This is a genomic window from Enterobacter chengduensis (assembly GCF_001984825.2).
Taxonomy (GTDB): domain Bacteria; phylum Pseudomonadota; class Gammaproteobacteria; order Enterobacterales; family Enterobacteriaceae; genus Enterobacter; species Enterobacter chengduensis.
This window is the reverse complement of the sequence record NZ_CP043318.1, coordinates 2,574,152-2,587,134: the sequence shown is the minus strand read 5'-3', so window position 1 is coordinate 2,587,134 and position 12,983 is coordinate 2,574,152. Positions and strand designations below refer to the sequence as shown.

Here is a 12,983-nt window from a genome sequence, read left to right as displayed (position 1 = left end):
GACAGAAATATGAAGGCCGCGTCGCTACACCAGCATGTAATACCAGAACAGGGCGACTTCGTCTTTTTCCGGCAGGGCGTTGTACAGATAACGGTCGTAGCCGCCCAGGGTGAAACCGTAGCGACGGTAAAACAGACAGGCCGGGACGTTCACATTTTGGGTTTCCAGCCGCAGTCCCGGCGCGTTTACGCTTCTGGCCCACACGTGCGCGGCGGCCATCAGTTTTTGCGCGGCGCCGGTTCTGCGCTTCGTGCGCTCCACGGCAATATAATCGACCGAGATAAATTTATTCCAGCCGATCGAGGCGGTAATAAATCCCGCTATTTCACCGTCATCCGTTTCGGCGACAAGAAATATGGCGTCCGGATTAACGCAGTGATTTTCAAGGGTTTGAATGTCAAGCTCGTAGATTTTTATCCAGGGTTCGGCGACGGATTCGATATGCAAATCACAGTGGATAAAGGGCTCTCGCGCAATGTGGTTAACGGTGAAAGAAAAGTCACAGCATTCAAGACGTGCGAGGTCGGTATTTAATCCTTTTCGAATCTGCATATATTTCCCTGTAGTGAGTTATTTCATAAAGAATAGACGAAGCGGTTAAGTTCGCCGGGCTAACACACTTTTAATCCTGAACTAAGCTTGTACTTCGTTCCGCGTAAAACGTGGGTCATTCGAGGACAATGAATGGAATTCAGGACATTTCAAAAGCGGTGGGGTGCTGAGTTTATTTCCGATGACGTTGTACGTTTTCGCGTCTGGGCAGAAGGACAGGAAGAACTTACGCTACGTATGGACAGCGCCGACGTGCCGATGACGGCAGCGGGCAACGGCTGGTTTCAGGCAGACGTATCCGGCGTTACGCACGGCACAGAGTATCAGCTGGTCCTGAAGGACGGCATGGCGATACCCGACCCGGCATCGCGCGCGCAAAAGGGGGACGTTAACGGCCCCTCTATCGTGATCGATCCCCGCCGTTACCCGCCGGTCAACCGGGACTGGGCGGGGCGCCCCTGGGAAGAGACGGTCATTTACGAGCTGCATATCGGCACCTTTACTCCGGAGGGCACCTTCCGGGCGGCCATAGAAAAACTGCCTTATCTGGCAGAACTGGGCATTACCCAGATCGAGGTCATGCCCGTCTCCCAGTTTGGCGGTTCCCGCGGCTGGGGCTACGACGGCGTGCTGCTGTATGCTCCGCACGCTGCCTACGGCACGCCGGAGGATTTCCACGCGTTTATCGACGCCGCGCACGGGCTGGGGCTTTCCGTGGTGCTGGATATCGTGCTCAACCACTTTGGGCCGGAAGGAAACTATCTGCCGCTGCTGTCGCCCGCGTTTTTCGACGCGGAGCGGATGACGCCGTGGGGCAACGGCATTGCCTACGAGCGCGAGCCGGTGAGGCAGTACATCACCGACGCGCCGCTCTACTGGCTGACGGAATACCGCCTGGACGGCCTGCGCTTTGATGCCATCGACCAGATTAAAGACGGCTCGGAGACGCATATTCTCGAAGAGATTGCCACCCGCATCCGCGAGGCTATTCCTCACCGACACGTTCACCTGACCACGGAAGACAGCCGCAACGTGATTTTTCTGCATCCGCGCGATGCGCATGGCAACGCGCCGCTGTTTACGGGCGAGTGGAACGATGACTTTCACAACGCCGCGCACGTGTTCGCCACCGGCGAGACGCACGCTTACTACCAGGATTTTGCCTTCGAGCCGGAGAAAAAGTTCGCCCGGGCGCTGGCGGAAGGGTTTGTCTACCAGGGTGAGGTCTCTTTGCAAACCGGCGAATCCCGCGGGGTGGCGTGCCGCACGCAGCCGCCCCAGTTCTTCGTCGATTTTATCCAAAACCACGATCAGACCGGCAATCGCGCCCAGGGCGAGCGGCTTATCACCCTCGCGGGTGCCGACAGGACGCGGGTGCTGCTGGCCGCGCTGCTGCTTTCCCCCCATATCCCGCTGCTGTTTATGGGCGAGGAGTACGGTGAAACGCACCCGTTTCTGTTCTTCACCGACTTTCACGGCGATCTGGCCAGGGCGGTGCGGGAAGGGCGCGCGAAGGAGTTTACCGGCCACGCCGGACACGATGAAACCGTCCCGGATCCGAACGACGTGAACACGTTTATCCGCTCAAAGATTGACTGGAATAAAATTGCCACCGACGAGGGAAAAACGTGGCTGCGCTTCACGCGCCACCTGCTGACCCTGCGCCATCGCTATATCGTGCCGCTTCTCCATCCTGGCGGCCACGTGGAGGGCAAGGTGATCCAGACCGCGCCCGGCATGGTGGCGGTGAGCTGGCGCTTCCCGTCGGGGACGCTCTCTCTGGCGCTCAATATCGGCATCAAGCCCGTCGCGCTGCCCGCTCTTCCGGGGGAGACGCGTTTCGCCTCGCATGAGGTCACTGACGTTTTACCTCCGAACGGTATTGTCGTTCGCTTTGCTGATGGAGAAGCATCGTTATGATCCCTTCCGCCACGTACCGTATTCAGTTCCGTAACGGCATGACCTTTGACCGCGCTGCGGCGCTGGTGCCGTATCTGAAGGATCTCGGTATCAGTCATCTCTACGCGTCGCCCGTGTTTACCGCCACGGCGGGTTCCACTCACGGCTATGACGTGACCAACCCGAATGAAATCGACCCCGCTATCGGCGGACGAGAGGGTTTCGACCGCATGGCCACGGCGCTTAAGCAGGCCGGTATGGGGCTCATTCTGGACATCGTCCCGAACCATATGTCCACCTCGCTGGAAAACCCCTGGTGGCGGGACGTAATTGAGTACGGACAGCAGAGCCGCTATTTTCGCTATTTCGACATCGACGGGTCGCGCCCGCTGACGCTGCCGTTCCTCGGCGACACCTTTGAGGCGGAGCTGGAGAAGGGAGCCATTACGCTAAAACGTGACACTGTCACGAAAAAGACCGCGCTGGTTTACTATGATGCCGAGTATCCGCTCAACCCCGGGACGTACAGCGAGGATAAAAGCATTGCCGAGCTGCACGAGGCGCAAAGCTGGCGGCTGATGTCCTGGCGGGAGGCGCCGAAACAGCTCTCGTGGCGGCGTTTCTTTGAGATCACCGGGCTGGTCGGCGTTCGGGTAGAAGATGACGCGGTTTTTGACGATACGCACCGGCTGATCCTTGAGCTGGTCCACGCGGGCGCGGTGGACGGCCTGCGCATCGACCATGTAGACGGCCTGGCGGATCCGCTGGGTTATCTGCAGCGCCTGCGGCAGGCCGCCGGACCCGACTGCTACATTACGGTTGAGAAGATCCTCGCCAAAGGGGAACAGCTCCCCGCCGGGTGGCCGATTTCCGGGACCACCGGCTACGAGTTTATCGCCTCGCTTGCGGAAGTGCTGGTCGACGACGCGAACCTGCCGCGCCTGGAGGCCGTCCACGACGAGACGCTGGGCGTCACGGTCGATCGCCTCGCCGAACTGCGCGATGCCAAAGGCCTGATGGTCGATCGCAACTTTGAAGGCGAGTTCACCACGCTGCTGAACCTTGCCGACGATCTGGCCCGCCGCAATGAGGTTGCGCTGCCGCGCGACGATATCCGCCACGCGCTGCGCGAGCTGCTTATCGCCTTTCCGGTGTACCGCACCTACGGCACCCGGGAGGGATTAACCCCGCCGGACGTGGCGCTGCTTAACCGCGTGGTCGCCGGCGTGGAGACCTCCGAAGCGGCGCTGAGCCTGATCGTGCGCATTCTTACCGGCGACCTGCCGGAAGCGTGCCGCGAGTCCGCCGCGCTGTTCAGAACCCGCTTCCAGCAGCTGACCGGGCCGCTGATGGCGAAGTCCGTTGAAGACACGCTGTTCTTTCGCCACAACCTCGAGCTGGCGCTCAATGAAGTGGGCGCCGACCCGACCCCGCGCGCGTTTTCATTATCCCGCTTTCATCAGGAGATGCGCATTCGTCTGGCCCGTCAGCCCGATGCGCTGCTGGGCACCTCCACGCACGATACCAAGCGCGGGGAAGACGCCCGGGCGCGCCTCTACGCCCTGACGGAAGCCCCGGAACGGTGGGGCGAAAATCTTGCCCGCTGGCGGCAGATGAACCAGACCCAGGTGCGTTTTCTCAATGACGGTACCGCGCCGAACGCCGCCGATACCTGGATGATCTATCAGGCGCTGGCGGGCGTCTGGCCCGCCACGCTGTCGCCGGACGACGCCGACGGGCTGAAATCGCTTGCCGAGCGTTTTATCGGCTTTCTCGAAAAAGCCCTGCGCGAGGCGAAACAGCGCACCGACTGGATCGACAGCAACGAGAGCTATGAGAGCGTGGTGCTGAGCTACGCGCGGCACCTGCTTTCGCCCGACAATAGCCTGTTCCTGCACGACTTCAGCGAGGCGATGCAGCCCTTCATTCGCGCCGGGCTGATGAACAGCCTGAGCCAGACGACGATCAAGCTGACGGCCCCCGGCGTGCCGGATATCTACCAAGGCAGCGAGGCGCTTAACTTCAGCCTGGTCGACCCGGACAACCGACGCGAGCCGGACTTCGACGTGCTGGTACAAAACCTCAGCGCGGCGGATGCCGGGGTGTTTGACAGCCCGGCCTGCTGGCGAGACGGAAGCGTTAAACAGTTCGTTACCGCCACGCTCCTGCGGCTTCGGCCGCACTACGACGCGCTGTTCCGCTACGGCGACTGGCTGCCGCTTAAGGTCACCGGCGATCGCGAGGAGAATCTGATTGTCTATGCGCGCGTTAAGGACGACGAGGCGCTGATCGTTGCCGTGCCGCGTCTGGTTTTTGACGTTACCGACAATCATCAGCTGTGGGTCAATACCACGGTCGCGTTACCCGACGAACTGGCCGGAAAACGCTATCGGGATCTGTTCAGCGGCGAAAGCCGCATGCTGCAAAAGACGCTGGATTTAACGTCAGAAAAGGGATCTGTACTGGTTCTGCTTACCTGCGAATAATCGTGGAGAACGACAATGGCAAAGGATACTACGTTTGAAATTCGGGCCGGTGATGGCCAGCAGCTGGGGGCTAATTATGACGGGAAGGGGGTCAACTTCGCGCTGTTCTCCGCCCACGCCGAGCGGGTGGAGCTCTGTCTGTTTGACCCGTCCGGGAAAACGGAAATCGCCCGGCTGACGCTTCCGGAATATACCCACGAGGTCTGGCACGGCTACGTACCCGATCTGAAGCCCGGTGCGCTTTACGGCTATCGCGTCCACGGCCCTTACGACCCGGAGAACGGTCACCGCTTCAACCCGCATAAGCTGCTTATCGATCCCTACGCCCGGGAACTGGTGGGCGATATTGACTGGAACGACGCCCATTTTGGCTATGAGCTGGGGCACGATGAATTAGATTTGAGCTTTGATACGCGGGACAGCGCGCCGTTCACGCCGAAATGCAGGGTCATCGACCCGAACGCCTTTGACTGGCAGGACGGCAGCCGACCGAACGTGCCCTGGCCGCATACCGTTGTTTATGAGAGCCACGTAAAAGGGTTTACACAGATGAACCCGGCCATTCCGCCCGAGCTGCGGGGGACGTTTGAAGGGATGGGGCACAAAGCCTCGGTCGACTACATCAAAAGCCTGGGCATCACCTCGGTGGAGCTGCTGCCGGTGCACTGGTTTCCGGACGACCAGCACCTGCTCGACCGCGGCCTGAATAACTTTTGGGGCTATAACACCCTCGGGTTTTTTGCTCCGGCGTCGCGCTACTGCGGCCCGGCGGGGATCCAGGGCTTTCGCGACATGGTGCGCGCCTACCATGATGCGGGCATCGAGGTGATTCTGGACGTGGTGTATAACCACACGGCGGAGGGGAACGAGCTTGGCCCCACGCTCTCGTTTAAGGGGATCGATAACTACAGCTACTACCGCACGCTGCCCGACCAGCACCGGTATTACATCAACGACACCGGGACGGGCAACACGGTGAATACCTCGCACCCGCGCGTGCTGCAGATGGTGATGGACTCCCTGCGCTACTGGGCGGAATCCATGCACATAGATGGTTTTCGTTTTGATCTCGGGACCATTCTGGGCCGCGAGCCGGAAGGGTTTGACCCGCGCGGCGGTTTCTTCGACGCCGTGACTCAGGATCCGGTCCTGTCCCGGCTGAAGCTGATCGGTGAACCCTGGGATATTGGTCCCGGCGGGTATCAGGTCGGCGGTTTCCCGCCGGGCTGGGGGGAATGGAACGACAAATATCGAGATACCGTTCGCGAATACTGGAAGGGCGATAACGTCTCCACGGACTTTGCCGCGCGGCTGCTCGGCTCTGGCGATCTGTACGATCTGCGCGGGCGTCGCCCGTGGGCCAGCGTCAACTTCATCACCGCTCACGACGGCTTTACGCTGAATGACCTGGTGTCGTACAACGAGAAGCATAACGCCGACAACGGCGAGGACAATAACGACGGGCACAACGATAACCGTTCGTACAACTACGGCGAGGAGGGGCCGACGGAAAACCCGGATATTATTGCTACCCGCGAACGGCAAAAGCGCAATTTCCTGACCACGCTGCTGTTCTCCCACGGCACGCCGATGCTGCTGGCGGGGGACGAGTTTGGCCGCACGCAGAAGGGCAACAACAACGGCTACTGTCAGGACAGTGAGATCTCGTGGATCGACTGGAAGGGGCTGTCCGAAAACGACGCCGCGCTGCGCGACTTTACCCGACGGCTGATTGCGCTTCGCGCGCAGCAGCCGCTGCTGCGCCGTGAGAGCTGGCGCGACGGGCTGGAGATCCGCTGGTTCAATGCCGGAGGCGGCCCGCAGAAGGCGGAGCAGTGGGATGAAGGCTCAACGCTCGGGGTCTCCATCAGCAGGCCGGATCTCCGGCAGGAGGAGGGCATCTGGCACGACGTGCTGATGCTGTTCAACCCGTTTGAAGGCACCGTGCCGTTCCAGATCCCGCAGTTTGGTGAAGGGGGATGGGTGCTGGAGCTCTCTACGGCGGATGACGCTGTCGCAGGAACAGCAATCACCGAAACCGTTGAGTACGAGCTGGCCGGACGCAGCATCTCCCTGTTCAGACGTCCTTAACCCTAGAGTGACGCCGCCGCCCGGGCGGCGGTGTCATACAACGAGGAGATCGTGCGTAACAGCTGCGCGGTCTCGCCAATCGACTTCCCGGCAATGCCGCTCTCCGCGTGGATCGCGATCAGGCACGCCTCCCGCACGTCACGGTATTTCATGCACAGCGCTTTCCCTTCCTCGGTGGTGGAGAAAAAGAGCTCTTTTCCCGCTTTCTCGCTCGTCACGTAGCCTGCTTTGACCAGCTTTTTCAGGGCATAGGTCACCACGTGGGTATCTTCCACGTTGAGGACGAAGCAGATATCGGCCAGCTTTTTCTTGCGGTCGCGGTGGTTCACGTGATGCAGCAGCGAAACGTCAAAGGCGCCCATATCGGGCTCGCCGGCAGCCGTCATGCAGCGCACCATCCATTTGTTGAACGCGTTGCTGGTCATGATCAGCGCGTACTCCAGCTCTGACAGCTCCGCGCAGCGCTCCGACACCAGATGGCGGGAGGAGACGATCCGACCGTCGTTGATATCGTCGCGATCGGGTGAAGCACTCTTTTCTGAGGTCATAACGTTCCTTAGCCAGAAATGTAAACTCATCGATAAAATAAGAACATTTTATTGATAATTTGTTTACATGTTTTTGAGGTTCAGATATAGCTTTTTAGCGCAGGTTTTGTGAAGCCTGCCGAAAAACACAACATCGCTCGCCGCAAATTAAAAAAATAGCCGTCGGCGCGCAACGCTCACTTTCGATAGGGTAAACGTTATGGACCGTACTACGCTGCTGCCGCTGATCGGGATTCCGATCGTGGTTATTGGTTTTGCACTGCGCTTCAACCCGCTGCTGGTGGTCGTGGTGGCTGGGCTAGCGACGGGTCTGCTGGTCGGTATGGATTTCGGGATGCTGCTGGAGACCTTCGGTGAAAAGTTCGTGAACAGCCGATCGCTGGCCACCTTCATCCTGATCCTGCCGGTGATTGGCCTGCTGGAATATTACGGGCTTAAAGAGCGCGCCCAAGCCTGGGTGGCGAAGATCGCCAGCGCCACCTCGGCGCGTATTCTGATGCTCTATTTCGTTGCCCGTGAAGGTACCGCCGCGCTGGGGCTGATGTCGCTGGGCGGTCATGCCCAGACGGTGCGCCCGCTGCTGGCGCCGATGGCCGAAGGGGCAGCGCTGAACGAATACGGCGAGCTGCCGCAGCACATTCGCGACAAAATCAAAGCCCATGCCGCCGCGTGTGACAACATCGCGGTCTTCTTTGGGGAAGATATCTTTATTGCCTTTGGCGCGGTGCTGCTGATTGACGCGTTCCTGAAAGAGAACGGTATTCCGGGCATCGAACCGCTGCATATTGGCCTGTGGGCCATTCCAACCGCCATTGCGGCATTGATTATTCATATGGCTCGCCTGCTGCGCCTGGATGCCAGCATCCGTCGCGACGTGATGACCTGGCGCGCGGAGCAGGGTACGCAGGAGGCCGCGCAATGATGACCCTTATCACCATTAACCGCGTGTACTACCTGATTGGCTTTATCGTGATGCTGCTGGTTGTGATGACCCTGCGCGATCGCGCCAATCCTAAACGTTTTACCACGGCGCTGTTCTGGTTCTTGTTTGGCGGAATCTTCCTGTTTGGCGACCTGATGGTTCAGGAGCTGGGGAAATCGCTGGCGTACCGGATTATTGGCGGCGGCGTGATCGCCATCGCGCTGCTGGCGGGGTTTGGCCTGGTTGGGAAAGGGCATGATAAAATGGCATCGGACGAGGAGCGCGTTGCCTCGTCGAACCGGCTGAAAAACTGGCTGTTTTTGCCCGCGCTGATGATCCCCGTGGTGACGGTTATCGGGACGCTGTTCCTGAAGGGCGTGTCGATTGGCGGCGTTTATCTTCTTGACCAGAAACAGCTTACCCTTGCGGCGCTGTGCGTGGCCTGCGTCGCGGCGATCCTCACCGGCTGGTGGCTGACGAAGGGCACGCCGCTGCACGCGGTTCGCCAGTCTCGCCGTCTTGTGGACACCATCGGCTGGGCGGTGATCCTGCCGCAGATGCTGGCCATGCTGGGCGGGGTGTTCGTGGCGGCCAACACCGGTGATTCGGTGCAAAAGGTGGTGAGCCTGTTCGTGAACCCGGATAGCCGCTTCATGCTGGTGGTGATTTACTGCGTGGGGATGGCGCTGTTTACCATGATCATGGGTAACGCCTTTGCGGCCTTCCCGGTGCTGAGCGCGGGGATCGCGTTGCCGTTTCTGATCAACGTGCATCACGGCAACCCTGCGCCGCTGCTGGCGATTGGCATGTACGCAGGCTACTGCGGCACGCTGATGACGCCGATGGCCGCGAACTTCAACATCGTTCCCGCCGCGCTGCTGGAGCTGAAGGACAAATATCAGGTGATCAAGATCCAGATCCCGACCGCGTTAACCCTGCTGGTGGTGAACGTGTTCTTAATGTATTTCCTCGTGTTTCGCTAAGGAGCTGTTATGGAATTAACGCAACATCAGGCCGACGCGTTTGCCCGCATGCCTTTAACCTATCTGCGCCAGGAATACCCGAACCACATCATGCACCTGCTGAATGATGATGGTGACGTGCTGCCGCCTCGCGAATTGCACCCGATTTTCTACGGCTGCTTTGACTGGCACTCGGCGGTGCACGGCTACTGGCTGCTGCTGCGCTGCGTGCGCCTGTACCCGGATCTGCCGTGTCGGGACGCGATCGTCGCGCTTTTCGACGAGCACCTGACGGCAGAGAACGTAGCGAAGGAGCTGGCCTATTTTACCGCGCCGTTCCGCGCCTCGTTTGAGCGGCCGTACGGCTACGGCTGGCTGCTGGCGCTGGCCCAGGAGCTGAAACAGTCGTCGCTGCCGCAGGCCGCAGGCTGGTCCCGGACGCTCGAGCCGCTCACTCAGGACATTCGCAACCGGCTGGTGGATTATCTCGGCAAGCTCACCTATCCGATCCGCGTCGGGACGCACTACAACACCGCGTTTGCCCTCGCGCTGGCGATCGATTATGCCCGAGCTGCAGGAGATAACGCGCTTGAGCAGGCGATACTGACGGCGGCGGATCGCTTTTATCTCGCCGACACGCGCTATCCGGCGCACTATGAACCCGGCGGAGACGAGTATATTTCCGGCGCGCTGACGGAAGCGCTGCTGATGAGCAAGGCGTCCGAAGACTTCCCGGCCTGGTTTGACGCGTTCCTGCCGGATGTCGGTTCCGTTGCCGCGCTGATGAACCCGGCGGAAGTGAGCGATCGTACCGACCCGAAAATTGCCCACCTGGACGGGTTAAACCTCAGCCGCGCGTGGTGCATGAAGCATATTGCTCGCGCGCTTCCCGCAAACCATCCGGCGCAGCAGGCGCTGCGCGAGGCGGTGGCGAAGCATCTGGCGGCGAGCGTCGAGCACGTGGTCGGCAGCCACTACAGCGGCGGGCACTGGCTGGCGAGCTTTGCGCTGCTGGCGCTGGAGTAAACGAACGAGTCGCCTTTCTTGCCGGATGGCGCTGCGCTTATCCGGCCTACATGGTGAAATTATCGTGTAGGCCCGTGCAAGCGCAGCGCCGCCGGGCGCAGCCTGCTCAGGCTAAACAATACCGATCCCGTTGAGGCCATCACCGCAATCCACAGCGCCAGATGCACGGCCCGGTCATGGTCTGCTCCGGTCATCGCAAGCAGAACCCCCACCGTAGCGGCGCCGAGACACTGGCCAAACGTCCTCACAATCGACAACACGCCGGAGGCGTAGCTGGCATATTCCCGCGCCACGTTAGCGAGCATTTCCCGATTATTGGGGCTCTGGAAGCACCCAAACCCCATCCCGCACACCAGGCTGCGCAGGCAGATATTCCATGCGGAAGGATTGTCCGGCAGCGTCGCCAGCAGGACCAGCCCGCCGACAAATATCATTAGCCCGATTGTCGAGATCAGCGGCGCGGAGATTTTATCCGCCCAGCGCCCCGCGTGCGGCGCGATCAGCACGATGCCAATCGGCCACGGGGTGAACAGCAGCGCCGACACCGCCGGGCTGTAGCCATACACGCTCTGAAACAGAAACGGCAGCGCGACAAAGGTGATGCCCTGGCTCACAAACGACGCCAGCGAGGTCAGCGCGGCGAGGGTGAAGCGTCCGTTTTTAAACATGACGGGCGGCAGTATGGGATGTTGCGCGCGCCGAATGCGCAAGATAAAGGCGAGGGCGCTGACCAGCGTGAGCAGCCCCCAGCCTGTGGCCGCCAGGTTGATGCCTTGCGTCACCCGCTGAAGGCTGTCGGCCAGCATAATCGCCGAACCTAACAGCGCGGCGGAGAACACGGCGCCCGGCGCATCAAACGGGGAACGGTCAATGGCGGAGCGCCGGGGCAACGCGCGCCATGCCAGCAGCAGGGCGATGCTGCCCGGAATAAGGTTAATGGCGAACAGCCACTGCCAGCTCAGCGCGTCCAGTATCGTCCCGCCCAGCACCGGGGCAATCGCCGTGCTGGAGGCGATAAGCAGGGCGTGCAGCCCCAGAATGCGGCCAAGCAGTCGGCCCGGAAAAACGGAACGCAGGATTGCCGGGGCGATGCTCAGGGTGGCCGCGCCGCCGATGCCCTGCAGAATACGCATGCCGATTAACATTTCCGGCGCTGTTGCCAGCGCGCAGCCGAGCGAGGTGAGCGTAAAGGTGGCTAGCCCCGCCAGAAACACCGGGCGATAGCCCACGCGCGCCGCCAGCGCGGCAAAGATGGCGAGCGTCATGGCCGCAGACAGCAGATAACCGTTGGCGAACCAGACCGCAACGTTCGCGGGAACCTGCATCGCCCTTGCCATGGAGGGGAGCGCGATGTTGATCATGGTGCCGTCAAAGACGCCCATCAGCGTGGTGGTCATGACGGCGGCCAGGACCCGGGCGCGTTCATGCCCGGGTAAACCCTCATCGCCGGGCTGGTTCGAGAAGATCGTCATCGTCGTTACTCCGGATAAGAATAGTGATGACGAGACTATAATCATGCGCTATACAGGGCGGAAGACGCAGCATTTGCACTTTATCGTTGCGCGTAACGCCACATCTGGAGATTTATCATGTCCGATCCTGATTTTAACCTGCTGGCTGCGCTCGACGTTTTGCTGGCGGAAGCCAGCGTCGCGGGCGCGGCGCGTCGTTTGAATCTCAGCGCTTCCGCCATGAGCCGCACCCTGAGCCGGCTGCGGGAGGTGACCGGCGACCCTATCCTGGTGCGTGCAGGGCGTCATATGGTGCTGACGCCCTGGGCCGAAGCGACCCGGGACCGCGCCAGAAGCGCCGTACACGAGGCAAGGGCGGTGCTGCAGCCCTCTACCGACGCGCTGAAGGTGGAAGGCCTCGAACGGCTGTTTACCATCCGTGCCAACGACGGTTTTGTGGTGGCCTTTGGGCCGCTGCTCATCGCGGCGGTGGCGAGCGCTGCGCCCGGGGTATGCATCCGCTTCGCGCCAAAACCGGAAAAAACGTCGCGCTATTTGCGGGAGGGGCTTGTCGACCTGGAGATTGGCGTGCAGAGCAATATGGGGCCAGAGATACGGCTGCAGCGGCTTTTCCAGGATCGGTTTGTTGGCGCGGTGCGCAAGGGGCATCCGCTGTCATTACAGCCTGACGTCACGCTTGACGATTATGTCGCGTGGGGCCACGTGGTGGCCTCGCCGGACGGCTCATTACACGGGTTTGCCGATGAGGCGCTGGCGGAGCGCGGGGTGACGCGCCAGATCGCCAGCGTAGTGCCCGGCTTTCCGACGGCGCTATCCGTGGCGCTGGCCTCCGACCTGATTGCCATGGTGCCCGCGTTGTACTTGCTTAATCAGCCGATGAACGAGCGCGTGCACGTTTTTGAGCTGCCGTTTAAAGCCCGAGCCATCACGGTGTCACAGATGTGGCATCCGCGCATGGAGAAGGACCCGGCGCACCGGTGGCTCAGGGAGACGGTTCTGGAGGTGTGCCGCTCTGTGCGCTAAGC

Annotated in this window: 10 protein-coding genes; 7 read left to right on the top strand and 3 right to left on the bottom strand. The window is 60.8% G+C overall.

What is annotated here, in order from left to right; genetic code table 11:
* Positions 1-24: 24 nt before the first annotated feature.
* Positions 25-552, bottom strand: coding sequence for a GNAT family N-acetyltransferase (locus tag FY206_RS12630; RefSeq protein ID WP_032640582.1), 528 nt, complete (start codon positions 550-552; stop codon positions 25-27).
* Between the two features lie 132 nt (positions 553-684).
* On the opposite strand from FY206_RS12630, the gene treZ reads away from it, so the two are divergent.
* From treZ to glgX, 3 genes are read left to right on the top strand one after another with little or no spacing between them, the layout of a single operon-like run.
* Positions 685-2,472, top strand: coding sequence for a malto-oligosyltrehalose trehalohydrolase (gene treZ, locus FY206_RS12625; protein ID WP_032640580.1), 1,788 nt, complete (start codon positions 685-687; stop codon positions 2,470-2,472).
* Positions 2,469-4,937 (top strand): malto-oligosyltrehalose synthase, encoded by a 2,469-nt coding sequence (gene treY, locus FY206_RS12620; RefSeq protein WP_032640578.1) that lies wholly within the window; start codon positions 2,469-2,471, stop codon positions 4,935-4,937. The genes treZ and treY overlap by 4 nt, the downstream gene beginning before the upstream one ends.
* Before the next feature lie 15 nt (positions 4,938-4,952).
* A complete protein-coding gene (gene glgX / locus FY206_RS12615; RefSeq protein WP_032640576.1) occupies positions 4,953-7,028 on the top strand; it encodes a glycogen debranching protein GlgX in 2,076 nt (691 codons plus the stop codon).
* Between the two features lie 2 nt (positions 7,029-7,030).
* Here the strand turns inward: glgX and FY206_RS12610 are convergent, their stop codons facing one another.
* Positions 7,031-7,576, bottom strand: coding sequence for a winged helix DNA-binding protein (locus FY206_RS12610; protein ID WP_024908533.1), 546 nt, complete (start codon positions 7,574-7,576; stop codon positions 7,031-7,033).
* A 199-nt stretch (positions 7,577-7,775) separates the two neighbouring features.
* Between FY206_RS12610 and FY206_RS12605 the strand changes: the two genes are divergently transcribed.
* Genes FY206_RS12605 through FY206_RS12595 form a run of 3 tightly spaced genes read left to right on the top strand, consistent with a single transcriptional unit; the run spans position 7,776 to position 10,486 of the window.
* Positions 7,776-8,498 carry a DUF969 domain-containing protein gene (locus tag FY206_RS12605; protein ID WP_045890160.1) on the top strand — a complete coding sequence of 241 codons (723 nt, stop codon included), beginning with the start codon at positions 7,776-7,778 and terminating at the stop codon, positions 8,496-8,498.
* Entirely contained in the window at positions 8,495-9,481 is a 987-nt protein-coding gene (locus FY206_RS12600) for a DUF979 domain-containing protein (RefSeq protein ID WP_077064015.1), read from the top strand. The genes FY206_RS12605 and FY206_RS12600 overlap by 4 nt, the downstream gene beginning before the upstream one ends.
* A gap of 9 nt (positions 9,482-9,490) precedes the next feature.
* Positions 9,491-10,486, top strand: coding sequence for a DUF2891 domain-containing protein (locus tag FY206_RS12595; protein ID WP_032640567.1), 996 nt, complete (start codon positions 9,491-9,493; stop codon positions 10,484-10,486).
* A 59-nt stretch (positions 10,487-10,545) separates the two neighbouring features.
* Here the strand turns inward: FY206_RS12595 and FY206_RS12590 are convergent, their stop codons facing one another.
* Positions 10,546-11,958: an MFS transporter gene (locus FY206_RS12590; protein WP_032640564.1), complete on the bottom strand. Its 1,413-nt coding sequence runs from the start codon at positions 11,956-11,958 to the stop codon at positions 10,546-10,548.
* Between the two features lie 117 nt (positions 11,959-12,075).
* On the opposite strand from FY206_RS12590, the gene FY206_RS12585 reads away from it, so the two are divergent.
* The gene (locus FY206_RS12585; protein WP_032640561.1) at positions 12,076-12,981 is read left to right on the top strand and encodes a LysR family transcriptional regulator; all 906 of its coding nucleotides are present in this window, start codon (positions 12,076-12,078) and stop codon (positions 12,979-12,981) included.
* The last annotated feature ends 2 nt before the right edge of the window (positions 12,982-12,983 follow it).

Coding starts and splice junctions, on each gene's coding strand:
- FY206_RS12605 (WP_045890160.1), top strand. CDS start 7,776: ATGGACCGTACTACGCTGCTGCCGCTGATCGGGATTCCGATCGTGGTT.
- treY (WP_032640578.1), top strand. CDS start 2,469: ATGATCCCTTCCGCCACGTACCGTATTCAGTTCCGTAACGGCATGACC.
- FY206_RS12590 (WP_032640564.1), bottom strand. CDS start 11,958: ATGACGATCTTCTCGAACCAGCCCGGCGATGAGGGTTTACCCGGGCAT.
- FY206_RS12585 (WP_032640561.1), top strand. CDS start 12,076: ATGTCCGATCCTGATTTTAACCTGCTGGCTGCGCTCGACGTTTTGCTG.
- glgX (WP_032640576.1), top strand. CDS start 4,953: ATGGCAAAGGATACTACGTTTGAAATTCGGGCCGGTGATGGCCAGCAG.
- FY206_RS12630 (WP_032640582.1), bottom strand. CDS start 552: ATGCAGATTCGAAAAGGATTAAATACCGACCTCGCACGTCTTGAATGC.
- FY206_RS12600 (WP_077064015.1), top strand. CDS start 8,495: ATGATGACCCTTATCACCATTAACCGCGTGTACTACCTGATTGGCTTT.
- FY206_RS12595 (WP_032640567.1), top strand. CDS start 9,491: ATGGAATTAACGCAACATCAGGCCGACGCGTTTGCCCGCATGCCTTTA.
- treZ (WP_032640580.1), top strand. CDS start 685: ATGGAATTCAGGACATTTCAAAAGCGGTGGGGTGCTGAGTTTATTTCC.
- FY206_RS12610 (WP_024908533.1), bottom strand. CDS start 7,576: ATGACCTCAGAAAAGAGTGCTTCACCCGATCGCGACGATATCAACGAC.